Annotated in this window: 19 protein-coding genes; 12 read left to right on the top strand and 7 right to left on the bottom strand. The window is 40.3% G+C overall.

From position 1 onward, the window contains the following. Positions 1-23: 23 nt before the first annotated feature. The 4 genes from psiE to rpsU all read right to left on the bottom strand — a co-directional run bounded on the left by psiE (position 24) and on the right by rpsU (position 4,672). Positions 24-440, bottom strand: coding sequence for a phosphate-starvation-inducible protein PsiE (psiE, locus tag HMPREF3279_RS06080; RefSeq protein WP_070868444.1), 417 nt, complete (start codon positions 438-440; stop codon positions 24-26). Positions 441-575: 135 nt separating this feature from the next. Then, positions 576-2,465 carry an RNA polymerase sigma factor RpoD gene (gene rpoD, locus HMPREF3279_RS06075; RefSeq protein WP_070868441.1) on the bottom strand — a complete coding sequence of 630 codons (1,890 nt, stop codon included), beginning with the start codon at positions 2,463-2,465 and terminating at the stop codon, positions 576-578. Between the two features lie 69 nt (positions 2,466-2,534). After that, positions 2,535-4,319 (bottom strand): DNA primase, encoded by a 1,785-nt coding sequence (gene dnaG, locus HMPREF3279_RS06070; protein ID WP_070868438.1) that lies wholly within the window; start codon positions 4,317-4,319, stop codon positions 2,535-2,537. Positions 4,320-4,456: 137 nt separating this feature from the next. Further along, positions 4,457-4,672 carry a 30S ribosomal protein S21 gene (rpsU, locus tag HMPREF3279_RS06065; RefSeq protein WP_005694732.1) on the bottom strand — a complete coding sequence of 72 codons (216 nt, stop codon included), beginning with the start codon at positions 4,670-4,672 and terminating at the stop codon, positions 4,457-4,459. Positions 4,673-4,890: 218 nt separating this feature from the next. Between rpsU and tsaD the strand changes: the two genes are divergently transcribed. From tsaD to HMPREF3279_RS06035, 6 genes are all read left to right on the top strand, one after another. Next, positions 4,891-5,919: a tRNA (adenosine(37)-N6)-threonylcarbamoyltransferase complex transferase subunit TsaD gene (gene tsaD / locus HMPREF3279_RS06060; protein WP_049373834.1), complete on the top strand. Its 1,029-nt coding sequence runs from the start codon at positions 4,891-4,893 to the stop codon at positions 5,917-5,919. A gap of 9 nt (positions 5,920-5,928) precedes the next feature. Further along, complete coding sequence (locus tag HMPREF3279_RS06055; RefSeq protein WP_049373833.1) at positions 5,929-6,165, top strand: hypothetical protein; 237 nt, start codon at positions 5,929-5,931, stop codon at positions 6,163-6,165. Continuing rightward, entirely contained in the window at positions 6,165-6,746 is a 582-nt protein-coding gene (locus HMPREF3279_RS06050) for a thymidine kinase (RefSeq protein ID WP_070868435.1), read from the top strand. Before HMPREF3279_RS06055 ends, HMPREF3279_RS06050 begins: the two co-directional genes overlap by 1 nt. A gap of 36 nt (positions 6,747-6,782) precedes the next feature. After that, positions 6,783-8,003, top strand: coding sequence for an aromatic amino acid transport family protein (locus HMPREF3279_RS06045; RefSeq protein WP_070868432.1), 1,221 nt, complete (start codon positions 6,783-6,785; stop codon positions 8,001-8,003). Positions 8,004-8,278: 275 nt separating this feature from the next. Further along, entirely contained in the window at positions 8,279-8,665 is a 387-nt protein-coding gene (locus tag HMPREF3279_RS06040; RefSeq protein ID WP_005694737.1) for a YgiW/YdeI family stress tolerance OB fold protein, read from the top strand. A 57-nt stretch (positions 8,666-8,722) separates the two neighbouring features. Continuing rightward, on the top strand, positions 8,723-9,286 hold the full coding sequence (locus HMPREF3279_RS06035; protein WP_070868429.1) for a hypothetical protein: 564 nt from the start codon (positions 8,723-8,725) through the stop codon (positions 9,284-9,286). 102 nt (positions 9,287-9,388) lie between these two features. Here the strand turns inward: HMPREF3279_RS06035 and ligA are convergent, their stop codons facing one another. Then, entirely contained in the window at positions 9,389-11,392 is a 2,004-nt protein-coding gene (gene ligA / locus HMPREF3279_RS06030) for an NAD-dependent DNA ligase LigA (protein WP_180365030.1), read from the bottom strand. 82 nt (positions 11,393-11,474) lie between these two features. Then, positions 11,475-12,509, bottom strand: a complete 1,035-nt coding sequence (gene zipA / locus HMPREF3279_RS06025; RefSeq protein ID WP_070868426.1) for a cell division protein ZipA — start codon at positions 12,507-12,509, stop codon at positions 11,475-11,477. A gap of 171 nt (positions 12,510-12,680) precedes the next feature. Between zipA and cysZ the strand changes: the two genes are divergently transcribed. From cysZ to HMPREF3279_RS06000, 5 genes are all read left to right on the top strand, one after another. Then, complete coding sequence (gene cysZ / locus HMPREF3279_RS06020) at positions 12,681-13,526, top strand: sulfate transporter CysZ (protein WP_070868424.1); 846 nt, start codon at positions 12,681-12,683, stop codon at positions 13,524-13,526. Positions 13,527-13,626: 100 nt separating this feature from the next. Further along, positions 13,627-14,577 carry a cysteine synthase A gene (gene cysK / locus HMPREF3279_RS06015; RefSeq protein ID WP_005694743.1) on the top strand — a complete coding sequence of 317 codons (951 nt, stop codon included), beginning with the start codon at positions 13,627-13,629 and terminating at the stop codon, positions 14,575-14,577. Positions 14,578-14,759: 182 nt separating this feature from the next. Continuing rightward, positions 14,760-15,533 carry an amino acid ABC transporter substrate-binding protein gene (locus tag HMPREF3279_RS06010; RefSeq protein WP_049362446.1) on the top strand — a complete coding sequence of 258 codons (774 nt, stop codon included), beginning with the start codon at positions 14,760-14,762 and terminating at the stop codon, positions 15,531-15,533. Next, complete coding sequence (locus HMPREF3279_RS06005; protein WP_070868422.1) at positions 15,517-16,233, top strand: amino acid ABC transporter permease; 717 nt, start codon at positions 15,517-15,519, stop codon at positions 16,231-16,233. The genes HMPREF3279_RS06010 and HMPREF3279_RS06005 overlap by 17 nt, the downstream gene beginning before the upstream one ends. Positions 16,234-16,242: 9 nt before the next feature. Continuing rightward, on the top strand, positions 16,243-17,013 hold the full coding sequence (locus HMPREF3279_RS06000; protein WP_070868420.1) for an amino acid ABC transporter ATP-binding protein: 771 nt from the start codon (positions 16,243-16,245) through the stop codon (positions 17,011-17,013). A 71-nt stretch (positions 17,014-17,084) separates the two neighbouring features. Here the strand turns inward: HMPREF3279_RS06000 and HMPREF3279_RS05995 are convergent, their stop codons facing one another. Continuing rightward, a complete protein-coding gene (locus HMPREF3279_RS05995; protein ID WP_070868418.1) occupies positions 17,085-17,828 on the bottom strand; it encodes an MIP/aquaporin family protein in 744 nt (247 codons plus the stop codon). Positions 17,829-18,200: 372 nt separating this feature from the next. Between HMPREF3279_RS05995 and glpK the strand changes: the two genes are divergently transcribed. Then, complete coding sequence (glpK, locus tag HMPREF3279_RS05990; protein ID WP_070868416.1) at positions 18,201-19,712, top strand: glycerol kinase GlpK; 1,512 nt, start codon at positions 18,201-18,203, stop codon at positions 19,710-19,712. Positions 19,713-19,781 lie beyond the last annotated feature (69 nt).

Genomic DNA, 19,781 nt, shown 5'->3' with positions numbered 1-19,781 from the left:
CCGCGGTCAAAACGACCGCACTTTTAAATTTTAATTTTATTGGAATACAACACTAAACAAAGTGCAATAACCATAATTAAAATCGCGCCTGCGAATAAGATAGTATCAACTGAACTCTCATGATTCACAATAATCAGACGCAACATAGCGGTAATCCCCGCGTAAATAAAATAACGCAGAGGAAAGTGATAGCCGCTTTTAAAATATTGCACGATTAGGCCAATAAAACCGAAATATAAGAAAAACATCACGGCTTGTTCAGCAACATCATAAGGCACTACGCTTGATGTATTGAACACCATAATTGCTAAGCTATAGGTAATTTTAGCTAAAGCAATGATCAACACTAAAGCCAAAGCAATAAGTGAAAAACTTAATACCACTTTTAACACACTAGTCACTACTCGAGGCAGCTTTTCTAGTTCTTGAGATTCTTCCATAAAGTTCCTTTTTTGTTTTTTTGAATAACGAAAGGTGCGTATTTTAAAGGAATGTGATTTGGAGGTAAATAACCAAATTTAATCAAATAAAAAAGGCAGATATTTCTGCCTTTTCTTTTTTATATGAATGAATAATTACTCATCTAAGAAACTTCTTAAGGTTTCAGAACGACTTGGATGACGTAATTTACGTAATGCTTTTGCTTCAATCTGACGAATACGCTCACGGGTTACATCAAATTGTTTACCCACTTCTTCAAGTGTATGGTCAGTATTCATATCAATACCAAAACGCATACGTAATACTTTTGCTTCACGAGGTGTTAAACCTTCTAATACTTCATGAGTCGCCACTTTCAAGCTTTGTGCAGTCGCAGAATCTAATGGTAACTCAAGAGTTGAATCCTCGATGAAGTCACCTAAATGTGAATCATCGTCATCACCGATTGGGGTTTCCATAGAAATAGGTTCTTTCGCAATTTTAAGCACTTTACGAATTTTATCTTCTGGCATTCCCATGCGCTCAGCAAGCTCTTCTGGTGTTGCTTCACGGCCCATTTCTTGTAACATTTGACGAGAAATACGATTTAATTTGTTAATCGTTTCAATCATATGAACAGGAATACGGATTGTTCGCGCTTGGTCAGCAATGGAACGCGTAATTGCCTGACGAATCCACCAGGTTGCATAGGTTGAGAATTTATAACCACGACGGTATTCAAATTTATCTACCGCTTTCATCAAACCGATATTCCCTTCTTGAATTAAATCCAAGAATTGTAAACCACGGTTGGTATATTTTTTCGCAATAGAAATCACCAAACGTAAGTTAGCTTCAACCATTTCTTTTTTCGCACGACGAGCTTTTTGTTCACCTCGAGATACCGCATCGCAAATTTCACGCATTTGTTGGATAGTGAGATTCGTATGTTGCTCAATATTCGCTAAGTTATCTAAAGATAAACGGATACGTTCTTCATATTTTGGTAAACGTTTTGCCCAAGCTTTCGTTGATTTTAATGCTTTTGCTACCCATGCATCACTGCTGCCATTCGCAACAATCAGTGCCTCAAATTCATCTTTTGGCATACCTGCAATATCAACTAATACTTTTTGTAGTTGACGCTCTTCTGCACGTACACGTTTCATCATATTCTTCATTGATAAAACAAGTACATCAAATTGTTTTGGTACTAAACGGAATTGTTTAAAAATATCGGCGAGTTGAGCAATTTGATCTTTTGCACGTTTACCACTACGACCATGTTTTGCAATGGTCGCCAATGTTTTAGTATGTTGCTCTCTTAATGCTGCAAATCTTTCACGCGCTACTTCAGGATCGATGCTGTTATCTGAATCGCTGTCATCAGAACTTGAGCTGTTATCGCTTTCATCTTCCTCATCGCTCTCATCATCAACGTCTGCAGCAGATTCGGCACTTTCATCTTCATCAGCAAAATTTTCATCAATGTCCGCCGTTTCCTCTTCAGGAACATTTGGATCCACAAAGCCTGTGATTAAATCAGCCAAACGATAATTGCCTGCGTCAACTTGGTCATAATTATCTAATAATTCAGTTAACGCTTCTGGGTATGCCGCAATCGCAGTTTGGACTTCATCAATCCCTTCCTCAATACGTTTTGCAATGCTGATTTCATCTTCACGGGTTAAAAGATCAACGGTACCCATTTCACGCATATACATACGCACAGGATCGGTTGTACGGCCGATTTCAGATTCCACATTTGACAAAATCTGTGTTGCTTCTTCCACTGCATCTTCATCCGGAATCGTGTCATTCAACATCATTTCGTCACTTTCCGGTGCTTCATCAAGAACCGGAATGCCCGCATCATGCTGTAAAGTCTGCAACAACTTATCGTAATATTCTGGATCGATCAAATCTTCTGGAAGCAAGTCATTAATCTCCGCATAGGTTAAATAACCCTGCGTACGACCTAATTCCATAAGCTGTTCAATTTGTTCTGAATATTGCTCGGCGGTAGATTGTTGATTTTGTTCCATTTTTATTCCCGTTTTGCGTTATTTTTGGAAGATAAAAGCCCTTGTTTTGAACAGGAGATTTTACCATTGTTATGACGGATTAACTAACTGTTTTTTCTGCTCTTCTTTTCCCTTGAGCAAATTCACTAAAATTGCTCGCTCTTGATCAGTTAATCCTTCCGCCCTTTCTTTTGCAATCAGCATTTCAATGTCACGCTCAATCGCTTGAATATTCAATCGACGATAGTTTTGAGAGAATGCATTAATGATTTCTAAGTCATCTAATAGATGATCCCAAGAGGCTAATATTTCAAGGGGCTTACTGAATTCTGTATCACGAAAATATTCTAAAATTTGCCCTGTTGTAATGCCTTCTCGTTCACGGCAAAGTGCGGTCAATTTTTCGAGCAATTCGTAACCGGCCTCATGCTTTAAGGCTTGTAAACCCACATCCGAAATGCGATTTACTAACTGTGAATTCTGTAATAACAGCGAAATCACCACACGCATTGGTGTTTTCTTAATGGTTTTTTGTGGCGTTTTAGGTTTGGGTTCAGCCTTATCTATTTGATTTGGTATTAAGCTTTCAAGCTGTGATTGATCAAAGATCCCAAGCTTTTGCGCCAACATATTCCGCAATGAAAGACGAAGCATATCACCAGGGATTTGACGAATTAAAGGCGCCGCGAGTGCGACTAATTTGCCTCGCCCTTCTTGTGTCGAAAAATCCACCTGTGGACTTAAATGCGCAAATAAAAATTCTGTGAGAGACTGGGCTTGATCAATATATTCTTCAAACTTTTCTTTACCATATTGACGAATATAAGTATCCGGGTCTTCTCCATCTGGTAGGAAAATAAACTTGATTTGTCGTCCATCTTCCAGATAAGGCAAAGCGTTTTCAAGTGCGCGCCAAGCGGCATCACGCCCTGCTCTATCGCCATCGTAGCAGCAAATGACTTGCTCTGTTGAACGGAACAATAATTGAATTTGCTCCGAAGTCGTCGATGTACCAAGAGAAGCCACCGCATAATTCACACCAAATTGCGCTAATGCCACCACATCCATGTAGCCTTCAACCACCAGTAATTTTTCTGGTTCATCATTGATTTGTAAGGCTTCATACAAGCCATAAAGTTCATTGCCTTTATGGTACGTAATGGTTTCGGGGGAGTTCAAATACTTAGGTTTTTCATCCGTTAAAACACGTCCACCAAAGGCGACTGTTCGACCACGCTTATCCCGAATTGGAAACATAATACGATTACGGAATTTATCGTACACATTGCCACGATCGTTTCGAGAAAGCATACCTAAATCAAGCAACTTTTTCTGTTCTTCTCGATTTTTGCCGAATTGACGCAACACCGTATCCATCGCATTAGGTACATAACCAATTTGAAAACGAGCAATAATTTCTGGCGATAAACCACGTTGCTGAAGATAGCTTTGAGCAGGAATATTTAGCGGAAGTTGCGCTTGATAAAATGACGCAATTTCTTGCATCAAATCGTATAAATTACGTTTTGTCTGATAGCTCACATCCGGTTTATTGCCAAATTGGTTTGGGCGTTTTTCATAAGGCACTTCAAGCCCAGCCGAAGCAGCAAGTTCTTCAACGGCTTCAACAAATTCTAATTTGTCATAATCCATTAAAAATGAAATCGCATTGCCTTTCGCGCCACAACCAAAGCAATAATAGAATTGTTTTTTTTCACTTACTGTGAAGGAGGGTGTTTTTTCGTGATGAAACGGACAGCAAGCTTGATAATCTCGTCCCGCTTTTTTGAGTTTCACGCGTGCATTAATCACATCGACAATATTCGATTTTGTGAGCAGATCATCAATAAATTGGCGTGGAATTGAGCCTTTCATTGCCTTGCCTCCTTGAATACGATGCGAAAGTGCGGTTGATTTTGCGTGACTTTTTTTCGATGAGTTTAAAGCAACAAAACCGTGATACCCAAAAGGTTTCACGGTTTGTCTTAACTCGAGTTAGAAAATACTACAAATTAGTATAAACGGGTATTGCGCGCGTTTTCGCGAGCGTTACGTTTAGCGTGACGTTTAGCAAGCGTTGCTTTTTCACGTTTACGGATTGTAGTTGGTTTTTCATAGAATTCACGAGCGCGAACTTCTGCTAAAATACCAGCTTTTTCGCAAGAGCGTTTGAAACGACGTAAAGCTACGTCGAATGATTCGTTTTCACGTACTTTAATTACAGGCATAAGCCAATCACCTCAATGAGTTTAATTTAATTGCAATTTTAAATTTTTATTACTGCCGAATGAACGGCAAATTCAATAAAGGACGCAATTCTAATCGATCTTCCCTGCAAAAGCAAAGGAAAGATCGCCTATTTGCTGAAAATTTGGCGTTTGAACTGGTTTAAGCGGGCTAAACAAGGTAAAATCTTTGCCAATTTTTTTAATAAAATGAGAAGAAAATGCGTATTTTAGGAATCGAAACCTCCTGTGATGAAACAGGTGTCGCGATTTATGATGAAGATAAAGGCCTAATTGCCAATCAGCTTTACACGCAAATTGCCTTACATGCGGATTACGGCGGTGTGGTACCAGAGCTAGCTTCCCGCGATCACATTCGTAAAACGGCGCCATTGATTAAAGCCGCATTAGAAGAAGCCAATTTAACTGCTGATCAAATTGATGGTATCGCCTATACAAGTGGTCCTGGTTTAGTCGGCGCATTATTAGTCGGCGCAACGATCGCGCGTTCACTGGCTTATGCCTGGAATGTACCCGCTATTGGCATACATCACATGGAAGGCCATCTACTTGCGCCAATGCTTGATGAAAATCGACCGCACTTTCCATTTATTGCTCTCTTAGTTTCAGGTGGACACACCCAATTAGTGCGTGTTGATGGCGTAGGAAAATATGAAGTCATTGGCGAATCCATTGACGATGCGGCAGGCGAGGCCTTTGATAAAACCGCGAAATTATTAGGGTTAGATTATCCTGGCGGTGCGGCACTTTCACGTTTAGCCGAAAAAGGATCAAAAGATCGCTTTGTGTTCCCTCGACCAATGACGGATCGACCTGGTCTTGATTTTAGCTTTTCAGGTTTAAAAACATCAGCGGCTAATACGATTAATCAAGCGATCAAACAAGAAGGCGAATTAACTGAACAAACCAAAGCGGATATCGCCTTTGCCTTCCAAGATTCTGTCGTCGACACACTTGCAATTAAATGTAAACGCGCCTTAAAAGAAACGGGCTACAAACGCTTAGTGATTGCTGGTGGGGTGAGTGCAAACAAAAAATTACGTGAAACCCTTGGCACCATGATGAAAAATCTCGGTGGAGAAGTATTTTATCCGCAACCTCAATTTTGTACTGATAATGGCGCCATGATTGCCTATACGGGCTTTTTACGCTTAAAACAAGGTCAGCATAGCGATCTCGCGATTGATGTAAAACCACGTTGGGCGATGGCCGAACTCCCTGCAATTTAAGGAAAAAATATGGAAAATATAATTAAAGTGAGAGCCATGCGTGCAGCTGGTATTGCTTGTTTTTTAGTGCTTGCGATTATTGGTGCATGGATTTTTACCACGCCAAGCAGTGATATTGTTGATGCTCTTGCTGAAGCAGGAAAAATGGTGGGCGGCGGTGCCACTTACGGGACATTTATGCTCGCAGCCTGTCCACCTGTTGCAGGATTCATTGCCTATTATTTCTGGAAATGGGTGATTAAATAATGGCAAAACTCTATTTTTACTACTCTACGATGAATGCGGGTAAATCAACCACATTGTTACAGTCTTCCTATAACTATCGTGAACGCAATATGAACACCATGGTTTATACGGCAGCGATTGATGATCGTTTTGGCGCAGGCAAAGTCACGTCACGTATTGGTATTCACGAAGACGCGAATTTATTTACATCGACGAGTGACCTTTTTGCCGAAGTGAGTCAACGTTTACAACAAGAAAACATTCATTGTGTTTTGGTTGACGAAGCCCAGTTTTTAACGAAACAACAAGTGTATCAGCTAAGCGATGTCGTAGATAAACTGAAGATTCCAGTGCTTTGTTATGGCTTACGCACCGACTTCCAAGCAGAGCTATTTGAAGGCAGTAAGTATTTACTTGCTTGGGCAGATCAACTAGAAGAATTAAAAACAATCTGTTATTGTGGGCGTAAAGCCAATTTCGTTTTGCGTTTAAATGAACAAGGTGAAGTCATTAAGGAAGGGGAACAAATCCAAATTGGTGGAAATGACTCTTATCTTTCGGTTTGCCGCTATCATTACAAAGAAAAGTGCGGTCAGCTTTAACCTCATTTTTCAATTTTATACTCGGAGGACAATTTTATGCTAAAGAACAAAACATTCGGCAGTGCCTTAATCATTGCAGGCACGACCATCGGAGCCGGGATGCTCGCGATGCCATTAACCTCTGCCGGAATTGGTTTTGGTTATACCGTTTTATTACTAGTCGGCTTATGGGCGCTTTTGGTTTACAGCGGTTTACTTTTTGTTGAAGTGTATCAAACAGCCGATCGCCTGAATGATGGCGTAGCGACTCTCGCTGAAAAATACTTCGGCATCACAGGGCGTGTCTTAGCCACTTTTAGCTTGCTCATTTTACTTTACGCCCTTTCTGCGGCCTACATCACCGGGGGCGGCTCACTATTATCAGGCTTACCAACGGCTTTTGGCTTTGAAAGTCTTTCCTCCGAACTTTCAATCATTTTATTTACTGTCGTACTCGGTGCCTTTGTGGTTGTGGGTACAAAAGGCGTTGATGGCGCCACTCGTATTCTGTTTATCGGCAAATTAATCGCCTTTGCTTTTGTTTTATTTATGATGTTACCAAAAGTGTCTGTCGATAACCTGATGGCCTTGCCTTTAGATTATGCTTTCGTGATCTCTGCGGCACCTATCTTCTTTACCTCTTTTGGCTTCCACATCATCATGGGTAGCGTGAATAGCTATTTAGATGGTAGTGTCACTCAATTCCGTAAAGCCATTTTAATCGGTACAGCCATTCCTCTTGTGGCTTATTTGGTATGGCAATTAGCGACTCACGGTGTATTAAGTCAAAATGAATTTGTGCAATTGCTCCAAGCAGATCCAACACTTAACGGTTTAGTCAATGCCACACGTCAAATCACCAACTCCCACATCATGGGCGAAATCGTGCGTGTGTTCTCTGCACTTGCATTAATCACCTCTTTCCTCGGTGTGATGCTAGGCGTGTTTGAAGGTTTAGGCGATTTATTTAAACGTTACAAATTGCCACACAACCGTTTAACGCTTACCATTGCAGCCTTTACGCCACCACTTGCATTTGCCTTGTATTATCCTGAAGGCTTTATCGCTGCATTAAGCTATGCGGGTTTACTCTGTGCGTTCTACTGCTTGATTTTACCTATTGGACTAGCATGGAAAACACGTCAAGCAAATCCAAATCTGCCTTATCGTGTAATCGGTGGTAATGTGACTTTAGTGATTGCATTAGTTATTGGTGTAGCGATTATGATCGTGCCATTCTTAATTCAAGCAGGCTATTTACCTGCAGTAGCAGGCTAAAGTGCGGTAGATTTCCAAGGCATTTTTCTCATAAAAGTAGGGCTTAAACGCCCTATTTTTTTATTTTCAAAAAATTTTCATTTTTTTACCTCTCTTAATCTTTCCTTAAGATTCTCTTGTTTAAATACACTCATCGAAAGGCAAACAATCCAATCGATAAATAAATCTGAAAAATGTTAATCACTTAAGAAAAGATTAAGATTTGAATGATTTAATACATCTGAAAGCAAAGCTTTCAACTTACTTTATGATTATCTTATTTAGGAGAACAAACTATGAAAAAATTACTTACTGTTGCAGCTATCGCATTATCTTCTGTTGCCGTATATAACACCGCAATAGCACAAGGATTTAATGATGGTCACAAGCACAACACCCAACAAGGTTTTGTCGATGAAAGTGTTATTGTAAAAACCGTTGATGATGCATTAAATGCCAATGATGACACTCCAGTTCGTTTAGACGGACAAATTGTAAAACAAATTGGTAAAAAGGATTTCTTATTTAAAGACGCAAGTGGAAAAGAAATTCAAATTGAAGTCAGCAAAAAAGCATGGAATGGTGAAACGATAGCACCTCAAGATAACATTCAAATTATCGGTAAAGTCGATAAAGAATGGAATAAAACAGAAGTGGATGTAAAACAAATCATCAAAAAATAAGTAACAAAATGACCGCACTTTTCTTAAGTGCGGTTAAAAATCCCAAAGGAGAAGAAAATGGAAAACGTACAAACAATGTCAGATCTTATGCAGCAAATTCAACAACGAATTTATTCAATAAAAGCCTCTGCCATGCAGCAACAAACAGAAATGAAACAGTCATTAAATGAATGTATTGAGCAAAGTGAAGCCATTCAAAATCAATTAGTTCAAAGCCAACAGCAATTAACATCACAATTGGAATACGGCACGGCAGTATTAATTGAACTGGAACAAGGGTTACAGCTAGATTTCAGTACAGAAATCGCCGAATTTGAACAGTTGTGTCAAAATGAAACCGCCGATACGACAGAATTAACGCAACGATTGGAACAGCATGTACAGGAAAAAATCACGTTCCAATTAAACGAATTAAAAGCCAAAACAGGTATAGCCTTACAAGAGATTGGTCAGGTGACACTCCATATTAAGCAGTTATTTGGGGCAGAAAAAAGTGCTAAAGTGAAAGGGTTGGCAAAATTAAAACAACGTTTATATAAACGTTTTGGTAAACAGATTATTGCTTCAAAAGAATGCTTGGCAAAACAACTGGAACGCGGAGCCAGTAAATTAAGAGCTTAAAATGTCCGCTATCGTTTATTAAGAAGAAAAGTTAAACCGCACTTAATCTTGAGATGAGATGAAGTGCGGTCATTTTTTTAGTTTTTTTTTCGATTGAGACGGTTAAATCTGAGCCAAAAATTCTTCTTCCGTTAAAACGGTAACACCTAATTCTTGTGCTTTTGTGAGCTTAGAACCCGCCGCATCACCGGCAATCACAAAATCTGTTTTTGCTGAAACCGAGCCGCTCACTTTCGCGCCCATGTCTTGTAATAAGGCTTTAGCTTCATTACGTCCCATTTGAGTTAAGGTTCCGGTTAATACAACCGTTTTGCCTTTAAAGCGGTTTTCTGTCACTTCTTTGGTTTCCACGGTTTCCCAATGTACGCCTTGAGCGATTAAATCATTCACCACCGCGACATTATGTGGTTCATGCCAAAATGCTAAAATACGATTAGCTACCACTTCGCCCACATCAGGCACTTGCTGTAAGGCTTCTAAATCTGCATTTTGCAAGGCTTCCAGGGTTTTAAAATGATTCGCTAAATTCAATGCCGTTGCTTCACCCACTTCACGAATTCCTAAAGCAAAAATAAAGCGTGCTAACGTCGTATTTTTTGCTTTTTCAAGGCTCGCTAAGGCATTTTCAGCTGATTTTGTACCCATTCTTTCCAAGCGAGTCAGCGTGGTTAAATCTAACTTAAATAAATCAGCTGGCGTATGAATTAATTCACGATCCACCAACTGTTCGATTAATTTACCCCCTACCCCATCAATATCCATAGCTTTACGAGAAACGAAATGTTTAAGCGCTTCTTTACGCTGTGCTGCACAGAACAAACCGCCTGTACAACGTGCTACCGCTTCGCCTTCAATACGAACAATTGCTGAATCACATACAGGACAAGTCTCAGGGAAAACAATCGGTCTCGCATCTGCTGGGCGACGGTCGTGTAATACGCCAATAATTTGTGGGATCACATCTCCCGCACGACGAATCACTACCGTATCGCCAATGGCAATATCCAAGCGTTCAATTTCATCGCCGTTATGTAATGTGGCATTACTCACCGTGACACCTGCCACGAATACAGGTTCTAATTTGGCAACAGGTGTAATCGCCCCCGTTCTGCCTACTTGGAATTCCACGTCATTTAAGCGAGTTAATTCTTCTTGTGCAGGGAATTTATAAGCAATCGCCCAACGTGGTGCTTTTGAGATAAAACCTAATTTCTCTTGTAACGCAATATCATTAATTTTCAGCACGGTGCCATCAATATCGTAGCCAAGAGCACTGCGTTTATTTTGAATATCACGATAAAAATCCAACACCTCATTGGTGCCATTACATAAACGGATTTCTGGATTCACTGGAATGCCAATAGACTTCAACCATTGCAAACGATCATAATGCGTATTCGGCAAATCTACCCCTTCCGCAATACCAATACCATAAGCATTCAATACCAATGGGCGCTTACTCGTAATTTTGGGATCAAGTTGGCGCAACGATCCCGCTGCTGCATTACGTGGGTTAGCAAAGGTTTTCTCGCCTTTCTCTAACGCCTGCTGATTTAAACGCTCAAAGCCTGCGTGTGGCATAAATACTTCACCACGCACTTCTAAACGAGCGGGAGGATTGTCCATTAAAAGCTGCAAGGGAATATTTCGAATCGTACGAATATTGACAGTAATATCTTCCCCTGTCGTCCCATCACCACGGGTCGCGGCTTGAGTCAGCACACCATTCACATACAAAATACTCACGGCTAAACCATCTAATTTGGGTTCACAACAGAAAGTAAGCGGGTCAGGCAAACGAATAAGACGATCTTCAATACGTTTTACGAATGCATAAAATTCCTCGTCTGAAAAGGCATTATCCAAAGAGAGCATAGGAATTTCATGACGAATTTGAGCAAAACCTGAAAGCGGTTTGGCGCCCACACGTTGAGTAGGTGAATCTGCCGTAATGAGTTCCGGATGAGCGGCTTCTAAGGCTTTAAGTTGGTGAAATAAACGGTCATATTCTGCATCAGGAATAGTTGGATTATCCAACACGTGATATTCATATTCATAACGACGAAGATCCTGACGTAATGTATCAATTTGTTGCTGAAGGCTCATAATGTTCTCTAACGGTTTACTCATTGAATTAAAATGGGCGAACCATCGGCTCGCCCAAAGTGCGGTTATTTTTTCGTGCGTTTTATGCGATGCGAGATAAATAATCCTGCTCAGCTACATCATCAAAAATCTCTTGCTGATCAGTCAACACTACGCCACCTAAATCTTCTGCGATGGTTTTCGCTGCGCGAATCATCATACGTAAGTTAGCCAAATTATTACCTGGAGAAGGCAACTGCATAAAGAGCACCACGCCCATGGTTGAAAACTCAGCCATATTGTAATAATCAAACGTACCGGGCTGTTCAATATTGGCTACGCTAAATAACACCGGGCTTGCCACACTTAAATCAAAATGTCGGTGATACATTTGACGCTCACCAAAAATGAATCCCAAGTTTTCTAAAGATTGAGATAACTGCGGACCATAGAATTCACGATTTTGATTTGAAATGACATAAAGTTGAACAAAGCCAGTGGTTTGTTTTGGTTTTTCCACCTCTACCGGTTCGTGATAGTTAAAATGCACGTTCTCATGAGCAGGTTCTTGAGTTGGATTTAATGACATCTCGGCCAACTGCTCACGCAATTCAGGCGAAGAAGAATTCACACCGTCAAAATCATTGCTTTGTGCTTCTAATTCTTCAATTGTCATTTCAGCTACACGCGGTTTTGGTTGTACATTTGTTTCAGGATAAACCACGGGTTCAGGTTGTGGCGCAGGAGCAGGTTGCGCCGTTTTCATCTCATAAACTGGCTGATTTGGTAAGGAGATTTTAATATCATCGACGCTTTTTTCTATTTGACGCGCATCCACTTGAGCACGTTGCTCATCAAAATTAAATTGCTGTTGGCTTGCTGCCTGTGGTGCCACTTTAGGTTGAACACTTTGTTGTACAGGCTGTGCCGCTTGAGCACGATGTGTTAAACGAATATCCGCATTAGGATCAGCAGCTTGCGAAAAAGGATTGACCTCACCGTTTTTAGAAGTGCGGTTAAATGTATTCGCGCTTTTAAAATATTTTGATTTCTCACGGCGATTTGACCATAATCCGTGTACCACTAAGGCAATTAAAGCAATTACCCCTAAAATAATCAAAATGGTATTTAAGTCCATTCTTGTTGCTCCTTAACGCAATGATTTTTTGCTAATCCTACCACATTTCCACAGGTGAAAAAATAGGAAAGCAAACAAGATATTAAAAGGGATGAGATGGAATTTTTCTCAAAAAATATTGTCTTTCTGTGACATTTTGTATTTTTTACTTTTTAATTTAAAGGAACAATGATGATCGATCAAAATGAAATAAAATCTGCTTTCAATCATTTCGTGATGGGTTGGCATTTCATTACGCAAAAAGGCCTCCGCCGTTTTGTGATTATGCCGATTTTACTTAACGTCGTCCTACTCACTGGCTTATTTTGGCTATTTGTTTCACAAATTTCCACGATGATCGATTGGGTGATGAGCTTTATTCCAGATTGGCTAAGCTTTTTAAGTGTGATTTTGCTCGTGCTTTCTATTGGCTCAATTCTCTTATTTTTCTATTTTGCCTTTACAACACTTTCAGGCTTTATTGCCGCACCGTTTAATGGATTGTTAGCAGAAAAAGTCGAAAAAATGCTGACTGGCGAAGCTGTTAATGATGATGGTTTTGCTGAAATCATGAAAGATGTGCCGCGTATGCTAAATCGTGAATGGCAAAAACTATGGTACAGCTTACCGAAATTTGTGGGCTTGTTCTTATTGAGTTTTATCCCCGTTATCGGACAAACCATTATTCCAGTACTAACCTTCCTATTTACTTGTTGGATGATGGCGATTCAGTACTGTGACTACCCGTTTGATAACCATAAAATTTCTTTTGGCATTATGAAAAATGCGTTAGGCGAAAGACGTTCTCAAAGCCTGACATTCGGAGCATTAATTACCCTTTGTACCGCATTGCCAATCGTGAATTTAGTGATTATTCCTGTGGCGGTCTGTGGTGCAACGGTAATGTGGGTCGAAAATTATCGCTCACAATTAAAATTTGATATGAATTTTGACCGCACTTCCGGTTCAACACAAATTGTGACACGTTCTAGTAGTACTGAAATTAAGCCTTCAGGAAATAACATCGTGAATAAATAGCATTTAGTTATAAAATATAGCTATTAACTATTTTTTTTATATAAAAGCCGGTGTTATAACTACTGCATCAACTCATTCCAAAATATAAAAGGACAGTAAAATGACAATTTATGCAGATAACTCATACTCAATCGGTAATACTCCATTAGTTCGTTTAAAACACTTCGGACACAATGGTAACGTTGTCGTAAAAATTGAAGGTCGCAACCCAAGCTTTAGCGTGAAATGCCGTATTGGTGCCAATATGATTTGGCAAGCAGAAAAAGACGGCATTTTAACAGCGGGTAAAGAAATTGTAGATGCAACCAGCGGTAACACCGGTATTGCTTTAGCTTATGTAGCAGCAGCGCGCGGTTACAAAATCACCTTAACCATGCCTGAAACCATGAGTCTTGAACGTAAACGTTTATTACGTGGTTTAGGCGTGAATCTTGTGCTTACTGAAGGCTCAAAAGGGATGAAAGGTGCGATTGCTAAAGCAGAAGAAATTGTGGCGTCTAACCCAAATCATTATGTGATGCTAAAACAATTTGAAAACCCGGCTAACCCGGACATTCACCGTCAAACTACCGGTGAAGAAATTTGGAAAGATACTGAAGGTAAAGTCGATGTTGTGGTTGCTGGTGTGGGTACCGGCGGTACAATTACCGGTATTTCTCGTGCGATCAAATTAGATCACGGTAAAAAAATTACCTCTGTAGCGGTTGAACCAACAGAATCACCTGTTATTAGCCAAACCCTTGCTGGTCAAGAAGTGAAACCAGGTCCACACAAAATTCAAGGTATCGGTGCGGGCTTCATTCCGAAAAACTTAGATTTATCATTAATTGATCGCGTGGAAACTGTAGATAGCGATACAGCAATTGCTACCGCTCGTCGCTTAATGGCTGAAGAAGGTATTCTTGCGGGTATTTCTTCAGGTGCGGCTGTGGCAGCAGCTGACCGCTTAGCAAAACTACCAGAATTCCAAGATAAATTAATCGTTGCAATCCTACCTTCTGCATCAGAACGTTATTTAAGTACAGCGTTATTCGAAGGTATTGAAGCTTAATCTATTGATTGAATTCATTTTATCTAAGGTCTGTTTTTACAGACCTTTTTTGTTTATTAATTAAACAAATTTTATTTGATATAACTAAAGGAAATAATTCATAAATAAATAATACTTTTCTTTTCTTTTTCGCTTCTTATAATTCATTTCACTTTCGTTATTTATCTAAAAAAGGAATACTTATGAAAAAATCATTTTTTAGCACCGCACTTTTAGCGGCAGGATTAGCCCTTTCTACTTTTGCTAACGCCGGGGAAATTGCTGATCGCGTTGAACAAACTAAAACCTTATTAGTCGGTACTGAGGGTACTTACGCACCATTTACTTTCCATGACAAAGATGGCAAGTTAACCGGTTTTGATGTGGAAATTATCGAAAAAGTTGCGCAAAAATTAGGTTGGAAAGTTGAATTTAAAGAAACCGCTTGGGATGGCATGTATGCAGGTTTGAACGCAAAACGCTTTGATGTTATTGCGAACCAAACCAATCCAAGCCCTGAACGTTTAAAAAAATATGATTACAGTGCACCTTATAACTACTCTGCTGGCGTAATCGTGACGAAAGCCGATAACGATAGCATTAAATCATTCCCTGATTTAAAAGGTAAAAAATCTGCACAATCTGCAACTAGTAACTGGAGCAAAGATGCACGTGATAATGGTGCGATTATCGTGACTGTAGATAGCTTGGCGCAAAACCTTGAGGCGGTAAAACAAGGTCGTGTTGATGCAACAGTAAACGATAAGCTTGCAGTATTAGATTACTTTAAAAAACAACCTAACTCAGGCTTAAAAATTGCTGTAGAAAGTGATAAAAAAATCCCAACTGGTTTTGCTTTCTTGAAAGGTGAAGAACCGCTTATTGCAAAAGTGAATCAAGCACTTGAAGAACTACGCAAAGACGGAACTTTAAAACAAATTTCAATCAAATGGTTTGGCGATGACATTACTCAATAATTGGTTAGCCAGCCTTCCATTTATGACCGCAGAACGAGCTGATTATGTAATCAGCTCGTTTTGGCCTATGATGGAAGGGGCAATTTTATATACGATCCCCCTTGCGGTCATTTCCTTCTTTTGCGGTTTATTCATTGCAGTTATCGTGGCTGTGATTTGCACATTGCCACATCCCAATTTAATGACCAAAATTCTGCAGGGCATTTGTCGCACTTATATTTCAATTATTCGCGGCACGCCAATGTTGGTGCAGATCTTCATTATCTTCTACGGTTTACCTGAAGTTGGTATCAAGCTAGAACCTTTTCCAACCGCAATTATTGCGTTCTCCATTAACATTGGTGCTTATGCAGCAGAAACGGTGAGGGCCTCCATTCTTGCGATTCCTAAAGGTCAATGGGAAGCCTCTTATGCGATAGGCATGAATTACACACAAGCTTTCGTGCGTACCATTATGCCGCAAGCTTTACGTATTTCCGTCCCTTCGCTATCAAATACCTTCATTAGCACAGTGAAAGATACATCCCTTGCTTCACTCGTTTGGATTGCAGAATTATTCCGTGTGGCACAAAACATCACAGCCGAAAACTACGAATTTATTTTAATTTATAGTGAAGCGGCTCTCATTTATTGGGTATTCTGTTTTGTGCTGTCGATAGGGCAAACCCGCTTAGAAAAACGCCTTTCTCGCCATTTATAAGGACTGGTTATGTTAAAAGTCACGAATATTCAGAAAAGTTTTAATGTCCACCATGTATTAAAAGGAATTGATTTTGAAATTAATAAAGGTGAAGTGGTTGCCATTCTGGGCCCATCAGGTTCAGGCAAAACGACCTTTTTACGCTGTTTAAATTTGCTCGAACGCCCAGAAAAAGGAGTATTAGCATTTACCGATGGAAGCTTAACCATTGATTTCAGCAAGAAGATCAGCAAATCCGATGAACTAAAATTACGTCGTCGTTCCTCAATGGTGTTCCAACAATACAATCTATTTCCTCACCGCACGGCACTTGAAAATGTGATGGAAGGGATGGTGGTTGTGCAAAAACAACCGAAAGAGATTGCACGTGAAAAAGCCTTAGCATTATTGGAAAAAGTTGGTTTAAAAGCAAAAGCGGATTTATATCCCTCTCAACTTTCTGGTGGTCAACAGCAACGTATAGGAATTGCCCGAGCTTTAGCGGTTAAACCCGATATTATCTTGTTAGATGAGCCCACTTCTGCTCTCGATCCAGAGCTCGTCGGTGAAGTGTTACAGGCGCTCAAAATGCTCGCACAAGAAGGCTGGACAATGATTATCGTCACACATGAATTGAATTTTGCCAAAGATGTGGCAGATCGCGTGATTCTCATGGAAAATGGTCAAGTTGTTGAACAAAATACCGCGGCTGAATTCTTCAGTCATCCACAGCAAGAACGCACCAAACAATTCTTATTGCAAGCTAAAATGCCAATGGAATTCGAAGATTATTGTATTTAATCCATCCTAAATATAAAAAGAGCGGTCAAAACAACATCATGAATTTTGACCGCTCTTTCTATTTGAATAAATTACATAATGGCATTATAGAATACTGCCGCTAAAGCCGCCCCGATAAATGGCCCTACAACCGGCACCCAACTGTATCCCCAGTCAGCTCTAGTTTTTAATGTACCACCAAGGAAAAGACCTAAGGTTAAACGCGGACCAAGATCTCGAGCAGGGTTGATCGCATAACCGGTTGTTCCACCTAAGCTCAAACCAATTGCCCAAACTAAAATCGCTACTGGTAATGCCCCGATAGAGCCTAAACCAATTGGCGTGCTTTCTGCCGTGCCTGGTAAAGTGATGTTTGCCCCTGCAAGATAGAAAATTACGAAGACAAGTACGAAGGTGCCAACGATTTCGTTCACTAAGTTGATTGGATAGTTACGAATTGCTGGTTCAGTACAGAAACAAGCGCGTTTTAAGCCCTCTTCTTCGGTGGCTGCAAAGTGATCTTTATACATAATGTAAACCAACAACGCACCTACCATGCCACCCACTACTTGTGCCGCAATATAGCCAGGTACCAATTCCCAAGCAAACGCACCTTTCATTGCCACGCCAAGTGTTACCGCAGGATTTAAGTGTGCCCCACTGTAAGGACCTGTTACAACGACGGCCACATACACCGCAAATGCCCACGCGGTAGTAATCACAATCCAACCAGAACTTTGCCCTTTCGTTTTATTTAAACATACGTTGGCCACGACACCGTTACCTAACAGGATTAAGAGTGCTGTGCCAAAAAATTCTGCAAAATAGGCATTCATAAGAGAATCTCCAAATAATGATTAACTTAATGATTTCATTGAAGAAATCTTGCTTTGCAATTCCGTTCGTTGTTTGATCAAATATTGAGATACTCAAAGTGAGTGGCTTCATTATCTAGTTTTAACCAATTAATTCAATAGATGAAACCGATCTATTTTCTAAAAATGAGAGAGGGATCACATTATTTTGTGCGTTAACGCAATCGGTTGCATATCTTCAGAGAAAAATCTGTGATGATAATCACAAAACCCAACATTGCTTGTTCCAATTAGATTCGAATTCAATTAAGTTAGGTTCGCAATTTGTTCGTTTAAGCTCAAAATTTCTTCATTCATTTAATGAGAGTGCCGAGCACTCTAAGGAATAGAACCATGACAGACAAAAAATACATCATCGCTTTGGACCAAGGTACCACAAGCTCTCGTGCAGTATTATTAGATCACAATGCGAATGTTGTCGAAATCGCCCAACGTGAATTTACACAAATTTATCCACGTGCAGGCTGGGTGGAACATAATCCAATGGAAATTTGGGCAACACAAAGTTCAACATTAAACGAAGTGGTTGCAAAAGCAGGCATTACCTCAGATGAAATTGCGGCAATTGGTATTACCAACCAACGTGAAACCACCATTGTGTGGGAAAAAGCAACCGGCACACCGGTTTATAACGCAATTGTGTGGCAATGTCGTCGTACCGCAGATATTACTGACAAACTTAAAGCGGATGGTCATGAAGAATATATCCGCAACACCACAGGGTTAGTAGTGGACCCATACTTCTCCGGCACAAAAGTGAAATGGATTTTAGACAATGTAGAAGGTGCTCGTGAAAAAGCGGAACGCGGTGAGCTTCTATTTGGTACCGTGGATACCTGGCTTGTATGGAAATTAACTCAAGGCCGTGTTCACGTAACTGACTATACCAACGCATCCCGTACCATGTTATTTAACATCCATACGAAAAAATGGGATGACAAAATGTTGGAATTATTAAATATTCCACGTTCTATGTTGCCTGAAGTCCGTAATTCTTCCGAAGTGTATGGTAAAACCAATATCGGGGGTAAAGGCGGTGTGCGGATTCCAGTTGCAGGTATCGCGGGTGACCAACAAGCTGCACTTTACGGCCATCTATGCACACGCGCAGGCCAAGCGAAAAATACCTATGGTACAGGCTGCTTTATGTTGCTTCACACCGGTGATAAAGCCATTACCTCTAAAAATGGCCTATTAACCACCATCGCGTGTAACGCCAAAGGTGAACCTGAATACGCACTTGAAGGTTCGGTATTTATCGCAGGCGCGTCAATCCAATGGTTACGTGATGAACTCAAAATCGTTCATGACAGCTATGACTCCGAATACTTCGCACAAAAAGTCCCTGACAGTAACGGTGTGTATGTTGTTCCAGCCTTCACCGGTTTAGGTGCACCTTATTGGGATCCGTATGCACGAGGTGCAATTTTCGGTCTTTCTCGTGGTTCTAACCGTAACCATATTGTACGCGCGACCCTTGAATCTATCGCTTACCAAACCCGTGATGTGTTAGAAGCAATGCAATCTGACTCCGGTCAACGCTTACAATATTTACGTGTTGATGGTGGCGCAACCAACAATAACTTCTTAATGCAATTCCAAGCGGATATTTTAGATGTGAACGTAGAACGTCCAGTGGTGAAAGAAGTGACTGCACTTGGTGCCGCTTACCTTGCTGGTCTTGCAGTTGGTTTCTGGAAAGATTTAGACGAACTTCACGACAAAGCACGTGTTGAACGTACCTTCACCCCAGACAACGATGAAGAAAAACGTGAACGTCGTTATAAAGGTTGGAAAAAAGCCGTTAAACGCTCATTAAAATGGGCGAAAGAAGACGCGGAATAGTCCTTCCTAGCCAATAATAAAGTGCGGTCAAAATCACTTGTGTTTTTGACCGCACTTTTATATTTTTAG

The sequence above is a fragment of the Haemophilus sp. HMSC71H05 genome, from assembly GCF_001838635.1.
Lineage (GTDB): Bacteria > Pseudomonadota > Gammaproteobacteria > Enterobacterales > Pasteurellaceae > Haemophilus_D > Haemophilus_D parainfluenzae_R.
Note: the sequence above shows the minus strand (reverse complement) of the source record. Positions and strands in the feature narration are given on the sequence as shown.